At 39.9% G+C, this 25,032-nt stretch carries 13 protein-coding genes; 1 reads left to right on the top strand and 12 read right to left on the bottom strand.

Translation table 11 applies throughout. The annotated features are described in order from the left end of the window. Position 1: 1 nt before the first annotated feature. Positions 2-1,234, bottom strand: coding sequence for a dicarboxylate/amino acid:cation symporter (locus ACTHN6_RS21735; RefSeq protein ID WP_440437889.1), 1,233 nt, complete (start codon positions 1,232-1,234; stop codon positions 2-4). Positions 1,235-1,360: 126 nt separating this feature from the next. On the opposite strand from ACTHN6_RS21735, the gene ACTHN6_RS21730 reads away from it, so the two are divergent. Beyond that, positions 1,361-2,890, top strand: a complete 1,530-nt coding sequence (locus ACTHN6_RS21730; protein WP_440437888.1) for an amino acid permease — start codon at positions 1,361-1,363, stop codon at positions 2,888-2,890. A gap of 93 nt (positions 2,891-2,983) precedes the next feature. On the opposite strand, the gene ACTHN6_RS21725 is transcribed toward ACTHN6_RS21730, so the two are convergent. The 11 genes from ACTHN6_RS21725 to ACTHN6_RS21675 form a co-directional block, all read right to left on the bottom strand. Next, entirely contained in the window at positions 2,984-6,286 is a 3,303-nt protein-coding gene (locus ACTHN6_RS21725) for a VCBS repeat-containing protein (protein WP_440437887.1), read from the bottom strand. 100 nt (positions 6,287-6,386) lie between these two features. Further along, positions 6,387-8,018: a SusD/RagB family nutrient-binding outer membrane lipoprotein gene (locus ACTHN6_RS21720; RefSeq protein ID WP_440437886.1), complete on the bottom strand. Its 1,632-nt coding sequence runs from the start codon at positions 8,016-8,018 to the stop codon at positions 6,387-6,389. Between the two features lie 6 nt (positions 8,019-8,024). After that, a complete protein-coding gene (locus ACTHN6_RS21715; protein ID WP_440437885.1) occupies positions 8,025-11,129 on the bottom strand; it encodes a SusC/RagA family TonB-linked outer membrane protein in 3,105 nt (1,034 codons plus the stop codon). A gap of 139 nt (positions 11,130-11,268) precedes the next feature. Then, the gene (locus ACTHN6_RS21710; RefSeq protein ID WP_440437884.1) at positions 11,269-12,516 is read right to left on the bottom strand and encodes an ROK family protein; all 1,248 of its coding nucleotides are present in this window, start codon (positions 12,514-12,516) and stop codon (positions 11,269-11,271) included. A gap of 121 nt (positions 12,517-12,637) precedes the next feature. Beyond that, positions 12,638-15,982 carry a VCBS repeat-containing protein gene (locus tag ACTHN6_RS21705; RefSeq protein WP_440437883.1) on the bottom strand — a complete coding sequence of 1,115 codons (3,345 nt, stop codon included), beginning with the start codon at positions 15,980-15,982 and terminating at the stop codon, positions 12,638-12,640. A gap of 8 nt (positions 15,983-15,990) precedes the next feature. Then, positions 15,991-17,304: a c-type cytochrome gene (locus ACTHN6_RS21700; protein ID WP_440437882.1), complete on the bottom strand. Its 1,314-nt coding sequence runs from the start codon at positions 17,302-17,304 to the stop codon at positions 15,991-15,993. Position 17,305: 1 nt separating this feature from the next. Beyond that, complete coding sequence (locus ACTHN6_RS21695) at positions 17,306-17,941, bottom strand: redoxin domain-containing protein (RefSeq protein ID WP_440437881.1); 636 nt, start codon at positions 17,939-17,941, stop codon at positions 17,306-17,308. A 111-nt stretch (positions 17,942-18,052) separates the two neighbouring features. Beyond that, positions 18,053-19,756: a SusD/RagB family nutrient-binding outer membrane lipoprotein gene (locus ACTHN6_RS21690; protein WP_440437880.1), complete on the bottom strand. Its 1,704-nt coding sequence runs from the start codon at positions 19,754-19,756 to the stop codon at positions 18,053-18,055. A gap of 19 nt (positions 19,757-19,775) precedes the next feature. Beyond that, positions 19,776-23,153 carry a SusC/RagA family TonB-linked outer membrane protein gene (locus tag ACTHN6_RS21685; protein WP_440437879.1) on the bottom strand — a complete coding sequence of 1,126 codons (3,378 nt, stop codon included), beginning with the start codon at positions 23,151-23,153 and terminating at the stop codon, positions 19,776-19,778. Between the two features lie 328 nt (positions 23,154-23,481). Beyond that, on the bottom strand, positions 23,482-24,033 hold the full coding sequence (locus ACTHN6_RS21680; RefSeq protein ID WP_440437878.1) for an AAA family ATPase: 552 nt from the start codon (positions 24,031-24,033) through the stop codon (positions 23,482-23,484). Further along, a complete protein-coding gene (locus ACTHN6_RS21675; RefSeq protein WP_440437877.1) occupies positions 24,026-25,012 on the bottom strand; it encodes an AAA family ATPase in 987 nt (328 codons plus the stop codon). The genes ACTHN6_RS21680 and ACTHN6_RS21675 overlap by 8 nt, the downstream gene beginning before the upstream one ends. Positions 25,013-25,032: the final 20 nt, after the last annotated feature.

Genomic DNA, 25,032 nt, shown 5'->3' with positions numbered 1-25,032 from the left:
ATCAATCCAATGCCTTTTCCCATTTGCTTACCGCGCTTGTTGCCAATCCGTTGCCCAGCACATTGGTTGCCGTGCGAAACATGTCGCAAAAATGATCAATAGGCAATATTAAAGCAACGCCTTCCGGTGGAATTTTAAACATAGCGCATGTGGCAGTTACCACCACCAGCGATGCCCTCGGCACACCTGCAATGCCTTTGCTGGTAAGCATTAAAACCAGCAACATGGTAAGCTGGGTGCCATAGTCCATGTGAATGCCATAAGCCTGTGCAATAGCAAGGCTTGCAAAAGTCATATACATCATGCTGCCATCAAGATTAAACGAATAGCCGAGCGGCAAAACGAAAGAAACTATTTTTTCATCACAGCCAAAATCTTCCAGTTCTTCGGTAAGCTTGGGAAAAACAGCTTCGCTGCTCGTTGTGCTGAAAGCTATAATTAATGGCTGAACAATATGCTTTAAAAGGCTGGGCAATCTTTTATTGAGAATAATAAACCCAACAGTCAGCAGCAAAAGCCACAACAATGCAATGCCTATAATAAAGTATAAAAAGTAGTTCGCATAGAATAAAAATATTTTGGGGCCCTGCACAGCCATTACGCCTGCAATAGCGCCAAATACGCCAAGCGGCGCCGTCATCATAACATAATCCACCATTTTTAAAATAACATGGGAAACCGCATTAAGACCTTTTATTACAATTTTGCCTTTATCGCCCAAAGCCGCCGTGGCAATACCAAACATTACCGAAAACACTACAATCTGCAGTATCTGGTTTTCGGCCATTGATTCAATTACACTCACAGGAAAAACATGCTCTACAAAATTTTGCAGGCTGAATTGCTGCGTTTTACCAATAAGGTCTTTTGCACCGGCAGTATCAGCATTGCTTAAATCAATAGAGGCACCTGGTTTAAAAACGTTTACCAGCAGCATGCCTAATAATAAACTGGCCAGCGAAGCTGAAATAAACCACAGCAAAGCCTTGCCGCCAACGCGGCCTACTGTTTTGATATTTCCGAGCTTGGCTATGCCTACCACAAGTGTTGAGAAAACAAGCGGTGCAATTATCATTTGCACAAGCCGTAAAAAAATAGTGGAAAGAAGCTTTATTTTTATAGCAAACCCGTTTCTTGTTTCCGGCAAACAATACAGAAATACAAGATAGCCAACCACCACGCCCAAAGCCATCGCCACTAAAATATAGAGTGTAAGATTATTGCGTTTCCTCATCAGATAATTTCGTTTGCAATATAATATTAATAAAGTCAATCAAAGGCTTGTTTCCACGGGCAGCTTAAAACATTTTATCTGCAAAAAAATAAATCCTTATTTTTCCGGCTATTAATAACTAAATCTATGAGCTTATTCAGAAAAAAAACGCTGGCCTCTTTGCTGGCACAGGCAGAGGATGGAGAAAAAGGATTGAAACGCACATTGAATGCGGGTAACCTTATTGCTCTTGGTATTGGCGCAATAATAGGCGCGGGCCTTTTTGTGAGAACGGCTGCCGCAGCAGGCCAGCATGCAGGCCCTGCCGTAACCATTTCTTTTATTGTTGCTGCAATTGGATGCGCCTTTGCAGGATTATGTTATGCTGAATTTGCTTCCATGATCCCTATTGCAGGCAGCGCATATACTTATGCCTATGCCACTATGGGCGAATTAATAGCCTGGATAATTGGATGGGCGCTGATACTTGAATATGCTCTTGGCGCAGCCACAGTATCTATTTCATGGAGTGAGTATTTGAATATACTTGTGGGCAAAACGATACCGTATGAATGGTGCCACTCGCCGTTTGAATCTTTACAGGATGCAAATGGGGTAATGCATCATGGCATCATGAATATACCGGCATTGTTTATTTTACTGCTGCTGTCTGTTTTATTAATAAAAGGCACGCAGGAATCTGCCCGCGTAAACATGATTATCGTTATTATTAAAGTAGCTATTGTGCTTGTTTTCATAGCGATTGGATGGGGCTTTATAAACAGTGCCAACCATACGCCTTTCTTCATTCCCGAAGATGCAAAACCAGCCATACTGCCGGATGGATCTGAATACTCGTATTCGAACTTCTTCAGGCATGGGTGGGGCGGTGTATTAACCGGTGCAGGCATTGTATTTTTTGCTTTTATTGGTTTTGATGCTGTTTCAACAACGGCGCAGGAAGCAAAAAATCCAAAGAAAGATATGCCTGTTGGCATTCTCGGCTCATTGCTTATCTGCACCATTCTTTATATACTTTTCTCTTATGTTCTAACCGGTGTGGCACCTTATACCGATTTTGTAAAGTCTGGTAAAGAAGCTTCTGTTGCTTATGCTATTCAAACATACATGACCAATTATGGCTGGCTGGCAAAGCTTGTATCTTTTGCTATTTTATTAGGCTTTTCTTCAGTAATACTGGTAATGCTGATGGGGCAGTCAAGGGTATTTTATACCATGTCAACCGATGGGTTGTTGCCAAAAATATTCAGCGACCTTCATCCCAAATTCCGCACACCGTATAAAAGCAATATTGTACTGTTTGTTTTTGTGGGATTGTTTGCCGCTTTTGTTCCTGTTAATGTAGCAGGCGACCTTACTTCCATCGGAACTTTATTCGCCTTTGTGCTGGTTTGCCTGGGCATAATGATTATGCGCAAAACAGAGCCAACGATAAAACGTCCTTTTAAAACACCCCTGGTACCGCTGGTACCTATTCTTGGGATGGTAGTATGTACAGCTATGATTATTGGCCTGCCCAATGAAACTTTAGCAAGCGCTTTAGTATGGATGATTATAGGATTGGTAATATATTTTGGCTATAGTAAGAAGCATAGCAAAGTAGGCGCTGCTGTCGGTGAAATTTTGCCAAGCGCTTCAGATTTTGAAAAGAAATAGTTTATGCTTATCATAAGAAGAAGGCCAATCGTAACGATTGGCCTTCTTCTTTTCTATAGGATGACAAAGACGATAAATAAAAAGTGGGGCTTTTTATTTATCGTTTACTTTATACACCTGTAATGCGCTGCCTGCAGCGCCTGCAAATATGTATGAAGATTGATGAACATTCACTTGCAAAGCAGATTTCACATCGCCTTTTATGCTCATGCCTGATAATGTTTGCGGTATATAAATGAAGCCGCCTTTTCCATCCCCTTTTAATAAAGTACCATAAGAGGCATCCATAGCGCCAAGCTTTAACCTGTTATCTGTATGATTGCCGAATAACAATAAATCTGTTTTACCATCTTTATCAAAATCATCAACAATAATTTTTGATATATAAGTAAACTGCGCCTGTGAAGGCAATACTGTTTTAATAAACTTTCCATTTGTATTTATAAATGCACAGGTATGCAATTCATTCACTGTGAGGGAATCTGATTTCGCTATTTCATCAGGCGAGAAAATGTCCGTAATAGTTGCACTGGCATAATCCCTGTAGGTTGTAAACCTTTTACGCATGCCAATAATTTGATTGTTGAGTTCATCGCGGCTCACATAAGGATAGCTTTTACCCTGGATATAAAAATTGAAAATGGGGTCAAGTTTACCGTCGCCGTCAAAGTCGGCATAATACATTTTTGCCGGCTCATCAGATGACGCATGTATCTGCAAATTCAAACCAAGATTTCCTGCAATAACATCTTCCTTGCCATCACCATTTATATCAGCCACAGTAAGCGTGTTCCAGAAACCATTATTGTTTTCAGGGAAATAAATTGCCGTTGCATCTGTAAAACCATTAGCAGAATTGATGTAGGCTTTAAGCGGCATAAATTCTCCGCATACAACCAAATCTTTTCTTCCGTCATTGTTCAAATCAATCCACTGTGCATCTGTAACCATGCCGGCTTTTTCAAAGCTTGCTTTTATTTTGGTGAAATAGCCTTTGCCATTATTCTGCAATAAAAAACTTTCGGGCGTTGCAGGATATTGGCCGGGAATAACCCTTCCACCAATAAAGAGATCAATATCGCCATCGCTATCATAATCGCAAGGCTTAACACAGCTCTTACTGCTGGCGCTCATATCAGGCAAAGCATTTTGCAATATGGCAAAATTGTTTTTACCATCATTTATATACAATTCATCCTGCAAGGCAGGCGTGTTTGATTCGAATAATGAATAACCACCTTTGGCGATATATAAATCAGGATAACCATCGCCATTGGCATCAAAAAACGCAGCGGCTGCAATGGCTGAAGTGTTTTCATCACCAATATTTAAACCGGCAACAGGTTTGAATGAACCATCTTTTTGCTGCGTACAAATTTTACCTGGATTATTACCATCGCCGCTTATAAAAACATCATCCAGCCCGTCTTTATTAATATCTGATTTGGACATTACGGGTCCTGTTTTGGAAAGCATAAATAACATTAATGGCTGGCGCTTAAAATCATTTTCATCAAACTCTGTTCTTGAATATTTCAGTAGGTTTTCAGCCTTCGTAAAAATTGTTTTTGATGATTTGGCTGAAGGCTGATTGTACTTTTCCGTTGCTTCTTTTTCATCAATAACAAGATGCTGGTTTATATTCTGCTTTTGCAAAAGCATTGTTTTCTGATCAGGAAAAATAATGCGGATAGAATCGATAACAGAAGCGGTGCCCAGTCCAAAATTTAAAACAGCCGGCAAGCACGATAAATATCCGCGTGCAGGATTTACTTCCTGGTATTGTTCATTGCCGTTTGCATACACATATACTTTTGAACCAATAGCCAAACTGTTTTGGCCAACGCCTTTTAATTGTATTGAAATATAGGACGAGTTATCGTTTTCCCTGCTCATGTTTTGATATACAAATGCAGGTTGATTAACGTTATTTATAACCAGATCAAGATCGCCATCATTATCAAGGTCAGCATATACGGCGCCGCTTGATATGGAAGGTTCATTCATTCCCCAATCTGTTATTTTATTAGTGAAAGTAAGATCGCGGTTATTGCTGAAAATATAATTCGGCAGTTTGGTTGCAGGCATGGCTTTTACAAGATCCATTAATAAAACCGGCTGGCGCTCCACGGCTTTTTTCACTTTATAATCGCCCCAGTATTTCAGAAAATCTTTGTTGGTATAATCCCTTAAATAACCATTTGTAACGAAGAGGTCTTTATAACCATCGTTATCAAAATCGGCAAGCAAAGGCGTCCAGCTCCAGTCAGTATTTGAAACACCCGCAAACTGCGCAATCTCGCTGAAAGTGCCATCACCATTGCTTAATTGCAGGGCATTGTGCATGTATTGTTTGTAAATGCCCTGGTTTATCATTAGCTGGAACGATTCATAGTTTTCCTGCAACTGCAATTGCTTCTGCCGCTTATTATCTTCCGGCAGCATATCGAGGTTTATAATATCCGGCAAGCCGTCATTGTTATAATCTGCAACATCCACGCCCATTGAAAATTGTGCAAGATGCCGGAAACAGTTTTGCGTTTCATCTTTAAATGTGCCATCGCGGTTATTGATATATAAATAATCGGGCTCATTATAATCGTTGGTTACATACACATCCTGCCAGCCGTCTTTATTAATATCGGCAATAGCAATGCCCAATCCAAAAGTTAACGGGCTTTGATGAAGGCCTGCTTTGGCAGATACATCTTTAAAATGTCCATGCCCGTCATTCTCATACAACTTGCTGCCGGCAAGACTGTCAATGTCATTGCGATATTTTGCCAGCTCTTCGTTTCCAATTTTTTTATTGCTATGGTTAAGCAGGAACATGTCTAAATCACCATCATTATCATAATCAAAAAAGGCAGCCTGCGTGCTGTAACTTTTATCATCAAGACCATACTGTTTCGCTTCTTCTTCAAATTTCAAATTGCCTTTGTTTATAAATAACTGGTTTCTTCTTGTATCATCATTCACTATCCCTGAATAACATACATAAATATCAAGCAGCCCATCACCGTTTACATCAGCCATTGTTACACCCGTTTTCCATCCACCGGGCCTGCCACTTAACATGGGATTAGCCTCCTGCGTAACATCTTTAAATTGCATGTTGCCCAGGTTCAGGTAAAGTTTGTTGGGCTGCATGTTGGCCGTGAAAAAAATATCCAATAAGCCATCATTATTTATATCGCCAACGGCCACTCCGCCACCGTTGAAAAAATATTCAAAAGCCAGCACATTCAGATCTTCCGATTCAGTTAAATGATTGCTGAAATTAACGCCAGTATTAGCTGAATCAAGCAGGCGAAATAATTTTTGCTGCGCAGCAACATTTAAAAAGCAGGTTATGAATAAGAGGAAACAAACAGCAGTAATTTTTATTTGTTGCATCAGCTATATCTTGAAATGCTGCTAATGATCGCAGGCATATAAAAGTAAAAAAAAGGCTGCCCTTAAGCAGCCTTAAAATTTAATTATTTAAAGTTTATCATTATTCTTTATCCCACCAAACGCGGTTCGTCCAGGTGTCTCCGCCATTTGAGGTAACACCGGCATTATAATTTTCACCATTATTAGATGACTCTGTTGAAGGATAAGTTTCTCTTCTCGGAATTTGCCCGCCGGAGAAATTACCCGCATAGTTAACCGGTGTTAATACAGGATAACCTGATCTTCTCCAGTTATTCCATGCTTCAATAAAATTGAACAATGTGCCGGTGGTGGCCCAGAATTGTGTGTTGATCTGGGCAAGAGAAGCTTCAGTTGAAGTAGTAACAAGCGGATGGGTTGTTGCATAAGCTTCGGCCGTTGCGGCAGAAATTGCACCTGCGCTATTTAATGTTCCGATCGATTGGATAGCAGCAGATACCCCATTATGATAATGTGTTGAAGCATTTCCAACATTCCAGCCCCTTACAGCAGCTTCGGCAAAAAGCAATTCGGATTCAGCATAAGTAAGAATAAAACCTGGTGTACTCAGGCTTCTCGTATAAATTGCAGCGGTTGGCCTTGAGTATAAGCCAACAGCAAATGCAGCGTCTGTATATTTATCTGTATTGGTAGTAGGATCAGCAGGTGATGCACCTGGATAATTTGGTTCTTTACTAATATCGGTTGCACCGCCATTCTGATCGTATCCGCTTGGCATGCCTACTTGCTTGGCAAATGTATGATCACCGTCAAGGCTTTTATTATTGTTGTTAGCGGTTCCGTTTTTTGGAATTTCGGCAATAACAGAAACTCTTGGATCGTTAGTTGCTTTTAGAAAATCCATAAACGATTTGCTCCATCTTACCTGCGAAAAATCTTCTGGTGTTTGCAATGCAGCAACATTGGCATTATTATACCCATTTGCATTATCAAAACTAACATAAGCATTGTCATCAACACTGCTAAAAGCGCCGCCTGCATATGCTTTTTCAGCATATTGCTGCGCGGTTGCTGCATCTATTTTTGTTAAACGCATTGCCATACGAAGCATTAATGAATAGCCAAACCTTTTCCACTTCGCAACATCGCCATCATAAATCAAATCATTCATTGGTGCATCGCCAGAAACATCTAATGTGCTTAATACCGAATCAAGACTGTTGAGCATTGCCGGATAAATATCTGACTGCTTATCATAGGCAGGCAGCGGGATTGTTTTTGCCTGCAGTGCCTGGGTATAAGGACAATCGCCATACACATCAGTTACTAACTCAAGATTTAATAACTGAACGATTAATGCAATGCCATTTAAATTAGGCGCACTTAACCCTTTTTCTGCGATCAGATTCTGCACTTCTTTAGCTCTGGCTGCGGCCTGGTACGCATTATTCCAGATGCTGGCAGCATAAGTTAATATGTTACCGGATGCAACATATTTATCACCATTGCTATAGTATGTTGGATATTCTGCATTCGCAAAAATTTGCGCCCACATACTTTGAAATAATATAGCACCGCTATACCCCTGTATTGTGCTTGCATAATTTACTTCGGCGGTAGCAAGCAGCAGGTTTGGATCGAATTGTTCGCCGGTAGCCTGTGTAGGGTCTGTATTTATTTTATCAAAATCTTTGGTACACGATGCCGCCAGCATAATCGTTGCCGCACCAATATATATTAATATCTTCTTCATGATAGCTTAATTTTTAAATTTGATGTTTACATTAAAGCCAAATGTTCTTGTTGATGGAAGGCTGGTGCCTTCTATGCCTGCGTAGTTTACATCTGCCCTGAAGCCGCCCTCAGGATCAATGTTATCGCTCTTCTTCATTAGATAAAACAGGTTACGGCCAACCAGTGAAATTTGCAGTGTGCGTATAACAGGAACTTTTTTAAGCATCTCTTCGGAGAAAGTGTAACCCAATGTTACCTGCCTTAATTTAATGTAATCACCACTTAGCACATTTATTTTTGAAATCGTTGCCAGCCTTTGGTAATAAGCCTGCGCATTTGCAGCAACAGTATTGGCAGTGCCATCGGCATAAACACCGGTTGTAATACCGCCTTCTCTTCCTTCAAGCGTCATCTTATTCAAACCACGATAAATAGAATAATAATTGGTGGCAGATAATACGTTATTTCCATAATTATAATCAACCAGGAAAGACAGATTGAAATTTTTGTAAGTAAATGAGTTATTCAATCCACCATAATCGGTTGGTAAAACACTGCCCATAGGAATGAGGCCGCCCTGTATTGGCAAACCATCTGCATCTACAACTACCTGGCCTTTTGAATCATAGGTATAATCATGTGCAAGAATTTGCGGGCCTGCCAAACCAACTACAAATGCAGTATTGGCATTAAGCGGCCTGTAAGTACCAAGGCCTATGTTGTTATTTGCTTCATCTGTTTTAAGTATCTTGTTTTGCACATGGGTGTAGTTTAAAGTGATATCCCAGTTAAAATCTTTACCTCTTACCGGCGTGCCTGTTACTGCAACCTCAAGGCCTTGGTTTTGAACAGAGCCATTAGCCACTACCCGGCCGGTATAACCACTTGAAGCGCTAAGGCTTCCATTCATAATTTCATTCCTGGTTTTTTGCGTGTACCAGGCAACATCCAAACCTAACCTGTTGCTGAAGAATTTTAATTCGGTACCGACTTCAAATTCTGTTTTTGTAAATGGCTTTAAAAAGAGATTGGGCAAAGTAGAATTAAAATTGCCGGTTGGTGTTTGGTTGATTGAGTTTCCTACACTATAATAAACGGCTGTTTGATAAGCAAGGGCTGGTTCGCCACTTGTTTGAGCATAAGATGCTCTTAGTTTACCAAAGCTGAGAACAGGACTGTGAAGCAATTGGGAGAATACAAAACTTCCTGATACCGATGGCGTAAAAATATTTCTCTGATCTTTTGGAATACCGGAATTGTATAAAGTTGAAAACGCATCATATCGGCCCGTAGTAGATAAAGTTAATATGTCTTTATAGCCAAATTCAATTGAATAATAGGCAGAATGAACCTCTCTATTTGTAATATCAAAACTTCTGTTAAAGCTCACTACATTGGAAGGAGTATACAAATATGGTACAACAAAAGGACCACCACTTACACCAATGGTTTGAAACTTATTCTTTCTGAGGTTGGCGCCTAATGTTGCATTAAAAGAAACATCTTTTGTAATTGAATGATTAACGCCAACAATACCATCTACATTCAATTCTGATGTTTGTGCATTGGACTGGTTAATGCTTCCGGACTGGCCTGCCGAATTATAGGAATAAGAAGTTCCTGTTGGAGTAACATTCAGGTAATCATCATTCTCATGATCATAACCCACTCTTGCCATAGCATAAATCCAGTCAGTGAAATTATATTTAGCGCTAAGGCTTCCAATTAAACGTTTTCTGCCGGTATTGTTTACCCAGTTATTTACTACAAACCAGGGATTGGTTACATAATTATCATCACTAAAAACAATTTCTGAGCCATCGGCATTAACGCCTGGCTTAAATATTTCATTGTTCACGTTGCTTGCCAAAAACTGGAAGTTGTTAGGATTACCGGGGCCATCACTCAAATATTCCCTGTTCCGGTCTTTTTGATCGATATAGTTGGCAATTACAGCAACATTCAGTTTTTTAGTAACATTCTGATTTAAGTTTAAATTGATTGTTTTTCTGCTGATGCCGCTTTTGAGCGTAACATTATCATTGCCTAAAGTGGAAGCAGAGACCCTGTACGAACCATTATCGCCGCCACCACTTACAGAAGCGGTATTGGTAAGCGTATAACCACTGCGGTAAAAATTGCTGAAGTTATTTTTATAAGGACTATATGAATATTGATTACCGTCGTATCCTATTACCTGGCTTCCATCCAGTTTTGAACCCCAGCTTAACCTGTTTGTACCCAATGCACCGGCAGCCGTAGTTGGTTTTTCTCCATTCTGACCCTGCCCATATACATACTGGTAATCTGTAAAGTCAATTGGTTTATCTGTAACATAGTTAACATTATATTCAACTGTAGGAGAACCCTTTGATCCAGATTTGGTAGTGATGAGAATAACACCATTGGAAGCACGGGCGCCATACAATGCAGAAGCCGCCTGACCTTTCAAAACAGTCATGGTTTCAATATCATCCGGATTAATATTACCAATACCATCGCCTGCATCGGCGCCGCCCCATTCACCGGAAGCACCCCTGTTTGAATTATCCATTGGCACACCGTTTATTACAAACAAGGGCGAGCCGCCGGAATTCATGCTTGGCATACCTCTTAAAAGTATCCTCGCTGTACCGCCGGGCCCGCCGCTCGTACCTGTAACTTTCAGGCCGGCTACCTGGCCACTGAGTGATAAAGCCACGTTTGTTTCCCGCGCTTTATTCAGTGCGTCCCCGTTTACGGTACTGATGGCATAACCCAGCTTGCGCTCATCTTTTCTAATACCCAGCGCCGTTACTACCACATCGCTGATTGTATTAGTGCCGGACTGCATTACAACCGACACATCTGCCTGGTCTGGCCCTACAGACACAGACATTGGGTTATAGCCTATATAACTCACTTCAAGCGTTACATTACCGGCGGGTACGGCAATAGTAAAGCTGCCATCTGCAGCAGTGGTAGTAGAAACCTTGCTCCCTTTTACAGTTACCGTAGCGGCAACCAGGGGCTGGTTAGCGGAGTCTTTTACAACCCCGGTTAAAGATCTTGTTTGTGCAGATAAATTCATTGAGCAAAAGATCAGCACAATAAATAACACAAGCATTTGTGGAGGAGGATACTTTCTCATTGAGATTTGATTTTTAATTAAGAGATTCAATAAATACAAGCATTTCTAATTTTGATCTGATATTATAAGGTACTTATCTATCAGAGATGTTTTTTATCAGTTGAGCGCTGCTTCTTTGTAGAGAAACAGATCGTGAAAATTAAACAGCAGCAGTGTCTTTCTTTTCTTTCTGCACAGAGTGCAACTCAGGTTTACCTTTGCCTGTTTTCTGAATAAAATCCTTATTCAAATTTTCCATTACCAAAGCGGCTGCACCCATTAAACCGGCCTCAACACCCAGCAAAGAAATTTCCACTGTGGTATTTTCTGCCAGCCTTGGAATGCAGTAGGTATTTAAAGCCTGCTGCAAAGGCGCAAGCCATAATTTCCCGGCTACGGTTCCTCTTCCTGTTATTATTATTTTACCCGGATTAACTATATGTATAAGTATGGATACGCCGCGGCCTATATTGAAGGCACTTTCTGACAATAGTTCCACCGCAAATTTGTCGCCCTTAACAGCAGCAGATAAAATCTTGTTCGCTGTTTCCTGCATCTGGTCCAGCGAAAGGTTTTTCAGCATGGTGGTTTTGCCTTCTTCTATTGCTTTTATGGCCCTTTCGGCCATTACATAGAGCGAAGCTTCTGTTTCCAAACATCCTGTTTTACCGCAGTCGCAAATTTTATTATTGGTAAAAAGCGGGATGTGGCTGAACTCGCCTGCAAAACCATTATCTCCCCTGAATAATTTATTGTTGATAATCATTCCAAGGCCTATGCCCCAACCCACATTTATAACCATTGCATTTTTGCAGTTGCGTGCTGCACCCATACGCAGTTCAGCCAGGCCCATAACACTTGAATCATTATCAATAAAAACCGGCAAGCCTGTTTTATCGCTTATGTATGCGCTGAGCGAACTTTTGGCGTTCCTGAAAAAAGAATAATTAATTCCCTTGTTGGCATCAATAAAGCCTGGCATGGCAATGCCAATACCTGCAATTTTATTAGTGGGAATGTGTGTGTTTTCAATAAAGGTGTTAATGAAATCGATCAGCGTATTCAGGGCGGCATCATTGTCTTTCAGGTTTAACCCTACAGTTTCAACTTCACTAACTATATTTTTATTTACATCTATCAGTGCAGCCTGTGTTACATGCTGGTCCATGGATATGGCAGCTATATAAAAATTATCAGGCGCCAGGGAAAACATTTGCGGCCGGCGGCCACCCGTTGACACGGCATAACCGTTCTCAATTATCCATTTATCATTAATAAGTTCAGCTAATATCTTTCCTGCAATGGGAAGGCTTTTTTTAGTAATTGTGCTTATATCAGCGGCAGATAATTCACCTGAGAAAAAGAGTTCTTTTATGACTTCCTTTTTATGCGCAGTTAACTTATCCAATGTTTGTTAGTGGCTTTATTATTCATCAATATTAATAAATAATTAATGAATGTAACAAATCTTTTGAAAAAAATTTAGAAAGTTCCTTTTGCCCATCTTCCAAAAATTAAATAGCGGGTTCTTATTTTGCCAATACCTGCACTGCCGCCCCGTTTTTAGCAACAATTATTAAAGAACCGTTTTTATTTTTTATCTCAACCATCGCCCTCACATCTCCATCAATATAACAATTGGACTCTGTGGGGTACATTGGTTGTAGTTTGCGGTTAACAGTGCCTTTCAGCAGCAGCCCAAGGCCGGCATCATTCTGTCCGAGCTCCGTTTTATACACATAATAGTTACCAGCAATGAGAATATCTTTTATCCCATCTTTATCAAAATCGTCTGTAATGCTTCCAAATATTTTTGAAAATTGAGCTTCGGGAGGAAAGGGTTGAAATTCAAAATCATTATTGCCATTATTATACAATATACCCGATGCAAGGTTATTGCAGGTGTACACTAAAGCTTGTTTGATTTTATCTTTTGAAAAAATATCACTGATGCGGGCACCGGCATAATCGCTGTACCTGGTAAATTTTTTCCTGAGGGAAGGTATTGCGTTTAACAGCTCATCCCTGGAATAAATGGGATAACTTACTCCTTGTATATAACTGCATATAAGAGGGTCTATTATTCCATCATTATCAAAATCGGATGCATACATGGTAAGTGGCGCTTTGTCGCTTACTTTAAGTTGGTTGTTATAACCGCTATTGCCTAAAATAAAATCTGTTTTACCATCATTATCAACATCTGCAGCCGTAACGGAAGCCCACATACCGTTCAATTTTGGCAACCTGTCTGAAACATCTTTAAATTTTCCATTGTTATTAATAAAAAGCATTACGGGCATCCAATCACCGGCAATTAATAAATCAGGGTATGTATCATCATTTACGTCTGCAAAACAGGCGGCAGTAACCATGCCGGGCAAACGCAGGCTTGTACAAATATCATCCGTTACATCCGTAAAAGTTACAGTTCCGTTCTTTGAATTGTTATGCAGCAAATAGCTTTTGGATGCCAGGGGAAATGAGCCCGGAATTCCTCTTCCTCCTACAAACATATCTATGTAGCCATCTTTGTCAAAATCGCCGACGGCAATGGCGCATTTACTGCCTGTCATTATGGGTAAGGCATCAATTGTTTTTATGAAATTCCCTTTGCCATCATTCATGTACAGCCTGTCCTGGTATTCGGGTGAACCATCTTCATATACGTTTCCGCCGCTTACAACGTATAAATCAGCAAAACCATCATTATTTGCATCAAAAAAAACAGCGTTTACATCTTCATCGGCTGCATCGGTATTCCAGGGCTGGGACGGTGATGGCTTAAACTTTCCTTCGCTTGTTTGCAGGTATAATATAGATGACTGGTTAATATCGCCTCCTAAAAAAACATCTTCCAGGCCATCCCCGTTTACGTCAGCTTTTGCTAATGCCGGGCCTTGTTTCGATAATTGATATGGTATGAATGGCTCTGATTTAAAATCTATAAAATCATTGGGCTTATGTATAAAATTCAGTTGGGTTGAATCCGTTACATCGGCAAATATTTTTTTGGAAATTGTTGGTACCTGCTGCATATACCGGGCATCCGCCTGTTTTAACTGAATCACCTGATCAGCTTCCACATTGTTTAAAATAACTTGTTTTCCACCAGGCCACACTATTTTAATTTCCCTGATGATTTTATTTTGGGCTATTCCAAAAATCATATCCTGCATTACAGTTGACTGGTAACTTTTTACCGGATATAATTCCTGGTATTGACTATTGCCATCGGGAGTTGTTACGGTAACTTTTGCACCATAAGCCCCTCTGTTAAGGCTGTCTCCTTCTATCCGCAGCTTTATATAATGATTGAGCAATGCACCGTTATTACGGTATAACATAGCTGGTTGGTTATTATTGCAAACAATAAGATCAAGTGTACCATTATTATCAAAATCTGCATAAGCTGCTGCACCGGATATTGTTTGCGTGTATAAACCCCAATCGTTCGTTTTATTGGTAAAAGTTAAATCATGATTATTTTGAAAGAGATAATTACTGAGTTTAGTTGCATGCATTTGCTGAACGAGGTCATAGGATTGAAAGTTTTGATTACCCCTTTTTGCAGCCTCAATTTTTGCTGCGGCAACCGAAAATTTCAAGAAATCCATATTGGTAAAATCCCGGAGGTAACCATTGCTTATAAAGAGGTCTTTCCAGCCATCGTTATCAAAATCTGCCAATAATCCACTCCAGCTCCAGTCGGTATTTGAAACGCCTGCCAACTGGCCAATTTCGCTGAAACGCATATTGCCTTTTTCATCTGAACCCTGGTTCAGATGCAGCATATTGCGCATTTCCTGGTAATAAAAACCGCTATCCACAATCAATTGATGATGTTCGTAATCATCGGGCCCTCTTAATAATTTCCGGCGGTAATTATCTTCCGGCAACATATCAAGCGTAAATACATCCGGCCTTGTATCGTTGTTATAATCGGCAATATCGGCGCCCATTGAATTCTTGGAAATATGGGCGAAAGATTTTTCGAGCGATTCTGTAAAGCTGCCATCCTTATTGTTTATATAGAAACAATCTCTTTCCGTATAATCACAGGTGGTATAAATGTCAGGCCAACCATCTTTATTTATATCGCTAATAATTACACTTAGGCCAAAATTGAGCGCATTATTAATGATACCGGCTTTTAGAGTAACATCTGTAAAATGCATATTACCGGCAGCATCGCGGTCGTTACGGAATAATTGATTTCCATAATTCGCGTTAGGCGTTGACCGCTGTTTGCGTGTTTGCATAAAAGGATCGAAGCCATGGTTAGAATGATTTAATAAAAACATATCCAGGTCGCCATCGTTATCGTAATCAAAGAAAGCAGCCTGCGTGCTTTGTGTGCCGGGTGCATCAAGGCCATATTCTTTGGCCATTTCCTTAAAAACAGGAATACCGTTTTCCAATCCGCGGTTAATGAATAGCTCATTGCAAAGCTTTTGCGGATTGGTAAACTTTCCTGAATGGCAAACATAAATATCAAGCAATCCATCACCATTCACATCGGCAATGCTTACACCGGTTCCCCATGTGCCATTGCCTTCCACGTTTGCCTGTTTGGTAATATCATTAAATTTAAAACCGCCTTTATTGAGAAATAATTTTGAAGAGGATGTATTGGACGAAAAAAATATATCGGGCAAGCCATCATTATTAAAATCGCCAATACCTGTACCTGCACCGTTGTATAAGTATTCATAACGCAGCACATTGAGCGAATCGTCTTCTTTAATATCGTTTTCAAAATAAACGCCTGTTTCTTTGGAGTCCATTAAAGTGAATAAGGGCAGTGTTACATTTTGAGCGTTTATTAAACCGGTAAACCCACAACAAAAAGAAATGAAAATCACCCTTTTCATAAGCAATATCATTTTTGCAGCTTTATATTTTCATCTCCGTTTTGATAAGGCAAAAACACCATCATTAAGGTAAGCATTTCATCGGTAGAGCGCATGTCGCCAAAAGACCATATGGTTCGCGGCGGACTGAATGGGTTGAATGGGTTATCTGCGGTATTATCATACCTGCCTGTAATATGCAGTGTTGAACCTTTTGGCACATGAACCAGGCGCTGGAAACGATAGATTTCCTGCCAGCGGAAATCCCAATCCGGTATATGCACCAAATTAATGGTATCGTTTTGCAGCGTTGTTAAATATGCCGTAAACTCTTTACCAATGTAATGCATGTGCGGCCAAACATCCATGAGGGAAAAATCTTCGCCTGGATTGGTAACTTCAAGGCTGAAGGTTTTGGTTTGGCCCGCCGGTATATAAAATGGCGAAGGCTTTATTGCCTGCTGGCCAATACCGCCGGAACCAAAACTGATAACTTTTACAGGCCGCTTTACCGGTGTATTTTTAAAGAACAGATTAATGCCGCATATGCTGGGAGTATCTTTTACAGCGGGTGCATAATGCACGGTTAACAGAATAACGCCACGTTTAGGCATTACCCATCCAATATCGCCGGGAAAAGATTCATAGCTTGAGCCAGGGATCCAGCCACCATAATACGTTATCGTTTTTCTGTAAGGAAGATATTGATCATACTTCTTGCGGTCATCATCGGTAAGATTGATAAAATCAGCCGTTTTATAAATATCAATAGATGTGTCTGCTACTTCATGAAATTCATAATTGGCATGATGCACAAGCTTTTCATTATTGCTATAAAACTCTATGGCTTCAACATTGGCAGTATCTTTTAATTCAAAAGGAATTTTAAAAACAATAAACCGCTCCAGCCCATCGCCTTTTACGGTAAAAGGTTCCTGTGTTTTTAAAACAAGGTCTGGTTTGCGGTTATAACCCGTGCCTTCAACAGCTATGTTAACCGGTGCAGCCTTCTTTTTCCCTTCCGGCGCCTTGTTATCCACCCATTCGGAAATAAGATCTATTTGCTGCTGCGTTAAGGAACGGTCATTCACAAAGTGAACATAATTATTATCTGCTTTCCATGGTGGCATATAACGGGATTGTACCACTTTCTTTATAAACGTTGCCCGTTTGGCTACATCATCATATGTTAACAAAGAAAAAGGCGCCGCTTTACCAGGCTGATGACAAGGTGCACAATTAACTTGAATGATGGGCTGCACATCTTCATAATAAGTAATTTTTTGTGCAATTACATTTTTTAAAAGCAGTAGTAAAAGCAATGAATTCAACAATTTTCTCATGTCAGTAATCGTTTATAATACAGCCAACTGCCTTTGTCCGTTTTATTGTAATTATTTTGTTTGATAAACTCGCCTGCAAGGCATCATTTAAATAAAAAGCAGTAGGTTTTAATCTTTGCTTGCCCAGCGATTGCAGCCTGTTGTCAATAGCGCCTTTATATAGAAGCCTGTATTTATTATCTAATAAAATTACCTGCGGCGTTACCGTGGCCTGCAGGTATTGTGTAAGCTCTTTATGGGAGTCTGTTAACAATGGAAATGGTATATGATAATCTTTCTGAAAAGCTTTTACATCTATTGCCGAATATGCTTTGCCGGGAATGATCCCATAAATGTTCACCCTGTCTGAATATTGCTTATATAAATCGTTTAAGACAGGAGAATAATTTTTGCATAAAGGACATTCCGGTGATAAAAAAATTAAAAGTGTTTGAAAATTTTGGTTGTTTTCTCCATTCAGATAAAAGCTTTTTCCGTCAGTTGTATTCAATGCAATTTTTGAAATAAAAACGGCATTAAATACCGAGTCATTTTTTTGCTGCGCAGCAACGCTTTGGGCAAGTAACAGAAAAAATATAACTGTAACTATACCAAAACTATTTACCCGAAATTTTATTCGCTTGCCTATAGAAATCATGTTTCCCATTTATATATCTGCCATGCAAAACGGTTAATAAAGATTGTAAATTAAAAAACTCCCTGCCAATAACAGGGAGTTTGCTTGTAAAAAATCAAATCAAAATCTCTGCTATGGCGCATCCCACCAAACACGTCCGCTTATATCGCCAGGGCCACTGCCATAATTAGGGTCCTGGGCCATTTCGTTATATGCATCCGTTACATTCTGATAGTTTATATCTCCCGTGTTAGGAATTGTCCTCGGCGCCCTGCGCGGTATTGCGAGCAATTCACCATTATAATATAAATTTTCAAGTTTTAAAACAGTTGAATTATTTGGTAAACCTGTTCTCTTCACCAGTGCCCAGGCTTCATTCCATTCTTTAAATGAATTAAGGAATGATTGAGAAGCAATCTGATCCAATGCTTTTGCCGGATTGAATTTAACATCAGGCTGGGCCAGGTAATCTGTAATTTCAGACTGTGTTGGCGCTGCCACCTGTGTGCCGGCATCTGTTTCCAGGTAATAATCCAGCACCTGATGGCTAACTGCCATTTCGCCATAATAATTGAGTGAGGCTGCAACACCCGCTGTATAAAGATCTTCAACATTACCCGGAACAATACCCCTTGCAGCAATTTCAGCACGCATAAAGAGGAAATCAGCATTCGTAATTAAAGGAAAATACTGAATACCATTGCCGCCATTGAATGCTGTTTGGAACATACGCGGGTTGATATTGCTTAATGTATCCAATACAAGATTGGATGAACCCTTGGCTATGGTGCGGGTTCTGTAATATTGATTGGTAATTTTTGTATTAGACGAAGAATCAGGCGAAGCATAGCTGCCTACATAACGCTGGTCAACAAATACGGCCGAATTGCTGAGCAAACCCTGCGCTTTGGCAAGATCAAAGTTTTCTTTGCTGTAAGAATTTTTTGTAAAGAATATTCTTGTGCGCGGATCATTGGTTTTCAGCATAAAATCCACCATTCCTTTTGCAGCCCTTAACTGGTCGGGATTAAAGTTACCGCCGGAAGTAAGGCTGCTTGACGCTTTGAAGGTCCAGCTGTCATCGTTTGCATTCATAAGTTCTGATGAGGGGCTGGCGAGCACTTCTTTTATAATGCTTTCGGCTGTTGACTGGTCTTTTTTCAGCAAACGCATGGCGATGCGCAGGCGTAAGGCATTGGCAGCTTTAACCCACTTAGAAACATCACCATAGTAAAACTGGTCATAATTACCTATATCAAACTGGCCTGCAGGAGCATTCTTGATTTCCGCAATTGCATTTTTAAGGTCTGCATCTATACCGCTGAAAATAGTTTGCTGGTTGTCGAAAGGCACTGTATAAACCGAGTTATAACGCCCTTCAAAAGCATGTGTATAAGCAATGCTGCCATAAATATCAGAAACATAGAAATATTCAAAATCGAGCAATATCCTTGCTATGGCGCCAAGCTGTGCATAAGAGTCTTTTTTTACACCGTCGGGCATTTTGCTTATAAGTACATTGACGTCGTATAAATATGCACCGCCCCCTCTTCCAAACAAATTGTCGTACCTGCTAAAAGGATTTGATGCTTCGGTAAAGTTTTTTGCATTCCCATTTAACGGTGTATTCAATTGAAGCCAGGGCATTATATTCCTATACACTTCGTAATACGCTTCAAAATCGTTGGCAAAAATGGTTTTACTGCCATTCAAAAACTGATTTTCCGGCGGAACAGAATAGACCACCGTGGGGTCTATATTGGCATCTACAAAATCCTGCTTTTTACAGCCTGTAAAAACCGCCAATGTTATTATTATTAATAAAAGCTTATTCATATTAAATTGAGTTAAAAAATTAAAAATTAGCATTTAGCGAAAACCCTAAACTTCTAACATAAGGCAGACCACCATATTCTGCGAAAGCTGCTGCATTGTTGCTGCTTAACCCTTCAGGGTTTATACCGCCCTTGGCATTTTTCCATATATAAGTTAAGTTTCTGCCTATAAGATTTACCCGCAGGTTGTTCATTTTTAATTTTGAGGAAATTTTCTTGGGGAGATTATAGCCGATAGCTACTTCCCTTAATGCTACCCATGAATTATCAAATACTGAATACTCACGTATGCCGGATGACCACTGGGTAAGATCCTCATAATATTGCCATGCCGGTTTGGGTTTAACGTAGCCGCTTTCATAAGCCTCCTGCCATGTAAGGCCGGCAAGATCAATAGTTTGGCCGTTTACATTTGCAGTTACGCCCTGGCCAAATACACCGTCGGGTATTATACCGTCGTGCTGTACCACACCCTGGTCATCGGTGTATTCAATACCACCATGTGCTGCATCCCTGCCCGGAAGTGAATAAGTAAATGAACCATTGGAGCCGCCATATTGATGAGTGCCGGATGCCATTAAGCCGCCTACTTTTGCGTCAACCTGGAAGCCGAGTGTGAAATCTTTGTATGTAAATGTTTGATAAGTACCGGCAATAAATTTCTCCATTATAGTACCAAGATATTTATCGTGTACGAGGCCTGGTCCATAATCCTGGGCACGTAAAAAGGTAAGCCCATCGGAGCCGTTAGGCGCATTACCTATAACTTTCTTTCCGTTATTCGGATCATCAATTGGCTTGCCGTCACCATCTGTAGCCTGGTAATAGGCAAAAGAATAACCGCTGTAAACAGCGCCGTATTGTTTGCCGGGTTCTGCAATTGCACGCACATCAGCACCGAAGGCCGTTAGCAAATTATACTGAGCAATACCAGGCGCCAATGATATTATAGTGTTTTTGTTAGTTGAGAAATTGGCAATAAAATTCCAGGAGAAGTTTGTTCGCTGTATAGGTGTTGCATTCAGCAATATTTCCAAACCCTGGTTACGTACCTGACCCACATTAAATATGGCATTGTTACCGCCTGTTTCTGCAGGAATAGTCAGCGCTAATATCTGGTTATAGGTATTCTTATTATAATAGGATACATCTATCCCTAAACGGTTATTAAAGAATTTCAAATTCGTTCCTATTTCAATTTCTTTGGTTTTCTCGTTTTTGAAATCTTTATTGGGTAAGGTAAGATTAGTAAATCCTGCATGCGGTATTGTGGTTACCGACCCGTCCGGGCCAACGATTTCATCTGCGCCCTGTAAATTATAATTGCCAATTTGGTTTAATGCAAACGGATCATAATCTTTACCGGTAATACCGTAAGAAGCCCTTAACTGTCCATAGCTAAGAAAATCTAAAGCAGATGAATTTTTAAGCAATTCTGTAAATATGAAAGATGCCCCCACAGATGGGTAAACGAAAGTATATTTCCCGGTACCATCTGCATAAGTAAGGGTTGAATTATAATCCTGCCTCACACTATAATTCAGGGTTAACATATTACGCCATGTGAAATCGCCATAGGCGTAAATGGCATTTGTAAGCCTTGACGGGCTATATGATTGTGTTGTAGAAATCGGGTTTACAGAATTACTTAAATTAAAGAAAAATGGATTGTTGGTTGATAGCCCACCGTTTGTATTTTGGGTAAGCACCATGCCAAGCTTATCTTTATTTTTCTCTGCACCAAGTGTAAGGCTGCCTGTAAGATCATCTGTAAGATTCCGGCTTGCAGTTAAAAGTGCCTGAAATCTATAATTTCTCGTTTGAGAGTTTTGAACATAATAATACCCGTTAGCATAACCTGCGCCTGAACCTAAAAATTTCTTTTCAATACGAACATCATAATTATTAAGATTTGCCCTTGTTAACAAAGTTAACCACGGGCGTATATAGGTTGTAAAGTCAATATTCGCCCTTAAATTATCGTCGTAACTATACTGGTTATTTTGGAAAGTTGTCCATAAAAATGTATTCACGCCATAAGGGTCTGCTGCACCCTGCACCTGCCCGCCGTTTACGGTGTCCATATAGTTTTTAAGGTAGTAATTCCAGTCCGTTGTATTGGCCCTGTAATAAGTAAACCTGAATAACGGGTTATAATTACTTACTTCCCTTGTTGGGTTGGTATTTTTACTTTGTGCATAAGTGGCACTAACATCCACATTGAATATTTTACCCAACTTCTGGGTTCCTCTTACAGTAAATGTGTTCCTGTCAAGTTTAGAGCCATTTGGTATAAGGCCTGTTGAAATATTCTTGGAGAAAGACGCCCGGATTGAGCTGTTTTCTGTAGCGCCGGTTAAAGCCACATTATAGTTTTGCTGTCCCCCTGTTTGAAAAAAATCCAGGAAATCATAATTCTTCCATGGCCTCATGTGACCATCAAGGTCTTTCACCATAACATTTGGATCTATTTTAGGGCCAAAATTGTAATAAGGGCTCCAGTCGGGATCCAATATATTATTACCATCCGCATCTTTTTCAAAAGTTGGAGAGATACCGCCGCCATATTCTGTTTGGAAATCCGGCGTTTTGTAAGCTTTGTCCCACATCCCGGTTATATTTACGCTAACGCCTAAGCCACGGCCTGTTCCTTTTTTCGTTGTAATAAGTATTACACCATTCTGCGCACCGGAACCATACAAAGCGCTGGCTGCTGAACCTTTTAAAACAGATATGCTCTCAATATCATCTTCATTGATGTTTTTAAGAATATTTCCAAAATCAACATTGTTATTGTCTGACCAGGATTCCGGGCCTGATATGCCCGGTTTAATTAAAACGCCATCAATTACAAATAAAGGAGACTGATTACCGGTTAAAGATGTATTACCGCGAATACGAATACGCGAACTTGAACCCGCACCGCCTGTGCCCTGGTCAATACGCACACCGGCCAATTTACCCTGGAGGGAATTTAAGACATTTGGAGACGGGGCTGTTTGCAGCTCCGTAGCTTTAATTTCCTGGGTGGCATACGATAACTTCCTGGTATTTGTTCTTGAACCGAAACCTGTTACTACCACTTCATTCAAAGAATTGCTGGCACTTTTAAGCGTAACTGAAACGTTTGAACTATTTCCCACAGCTACCTCCTGCGCTTCATATCCAATTGAAGAAAATTGCAGTACATCGCCTGCACCGGCAGCTATTCTAAAATTTCCCTGGCCATCAGTAACAGTACCTGTTTTACTGTTTTTTACATGAACAGAAACGTCAGGCAAGCCTTTATTAAGGCTGTCATATACAGTCCCCGTTATAGTTTTCTTTCCCTGTGCATTTGCGCCTGCAGTCATCAGCACAAGCACGAGAAAGAATAAAAAATGGAAGCGTTTTTTCATAACAACAGTTTGATTAATTAGAGATTTGTTTTTGATTTTATGGATAGCGAGCAGTTTTGTTTTGAAAATGCTTTGGACTAATTAAACCCTGAACCAGTCATATTCAGATAATGTAAACACATATCCCGGATAATATAATTGCAAGGCCCCTTTAAGCATCATCGATACAGTTTTTAGTTAAGCAGCTCGTTTAACCAATAAGCTTAGTTGTTCAGAGGCCAAAATAAACGAATTTTTATAAACTTATCTAACCTTTCATAAAAAATTTAAAAAGTTCTCTAAGTTTTTAAAAAATAGAAATCTCCGCTTTATTGATTTGATTTCCAGTTTACAGGAATTTATTAATGCTTTTTAGTGCCGCTTGTAAACGTTGCTCATAGTTGCCGCTTATCTCAATCCATGGCGTATTTTGGTTTAGGAGCAGGTCTTTATATATATGGTATAATTCCACGCGTGGTTTTTCATCGGGGTATTCCCGCATTTCATCTGCAGTCCAGGGTAAATCTATATTGCACAGAAGATAGAGATCGTAGCTGCGCCTAGCAATTTCATCCAGTACCAGGTATTCGCATTTACCAAATACATATTCATACCACACTTTCACTACGTACATATTGGTATCGATAAAAAGAAGCTGTGAGCTGTCAGCCGGGAGCTGCGGGCTTGCGTCTTGCAGCTTTTCTGTACAATAATCTTCCATAGCCAACTGGCCCTGCGTAATTTTCATCAGGTCATCATAATCATACTTTACGCCATTCTGATGCAGGTATTCTCTTGCATACTCGGGGCACCAGATTGTATTAAAATGTTCGGCGAGCTGCCTGGCCAGCGTGCTTTTGCCGGTGCTCTCCGGGCCTATGGTTACAATTTTTTTAATCATGATTGAAAAACTGCTCGTTTATTTTCTCAATAGCAGAGATAAACCGGCTCTCCCAGTCTCCTCCGATATAAACAACTTTTACGTTTTTGCTTTCTATGAATGCTTTGTGATGGTTGCTTAATTCATTTCGATTATGCTCATTCAATCTTGTTCCGTCTTGTAAAAAAGGGCAATCATTATCCAAAAAAATATAAAGATCAAATTGATTAGCTTTTTCTATCCAATCTTCAACAATCAACTCTTTCTCAAATAAGAAAAGAGAATACGACTTTGTAATAAGCAACTCGGTATCGCTTATAAGAATTTTATTCGCATTTTGTTGTTTTTGTAAAATGGTTTTTGCGTGCAAGACAGCTATTTCCATAAGGTGATCGTATGAACAAGATCCGGTTTGCTCAATTATATCGCGGGCCATTTCCGGAACATACAATGTATTGAAGTGTTCTGCTAACCGTTTTGCCAATGTGGATTTGCCGGTTGATTCAGACCCAACCAAAGCAATCTTTTTTACAAAAAAAGGTTTAACGATAGAAGGAATATAGAGCCGGCAATTAAAAGGGTTATTTCTTATTGCTGTTGAAGAAATATTGTTCAGCAACCTTTTTCTATCAAAACAAATATGCCGAATGTTTAAAATTGATGCGAGATAACCGCCATACTTTTCTGATGAAAATATTTTATTCAGGCCGGGAAACTTTGCTTTAATCACTTCAGCCCATTTTTCAGAAGCATCAAAAGAGCTTACTGATGTATTTGGCAAGTCTTTTTGATCATACCAAAATAACACTATCTCAACCTTATTATTATTTACAAATAATTCGTTCAGCCAGTTATACCGAACGTTACCATTAATGGGTTCAGTAAGTTCAGCACAAATTAAAACATACAAAAGATCACAATTTTTAACAGCAAAGTCAATTAGTGCCAAATGCCCAACATGCAAAGGCATAAACTTTCCGAGCACAAGTCCTTTTGTCATTAAATTAATGTGATTAGTTT

The organism is Parafilimonas sp. (assembly GCF_051953455.1).
Taxonomy (GTDB): domain Bacteria; phylum Bacteroidota; class Bacteroidia; order Chitinophagales; family Chitinophagaceae; genus Parafilimonas.
This window is presented reverse-complemented; position numbering and strand designations above follow the sequence as displayed.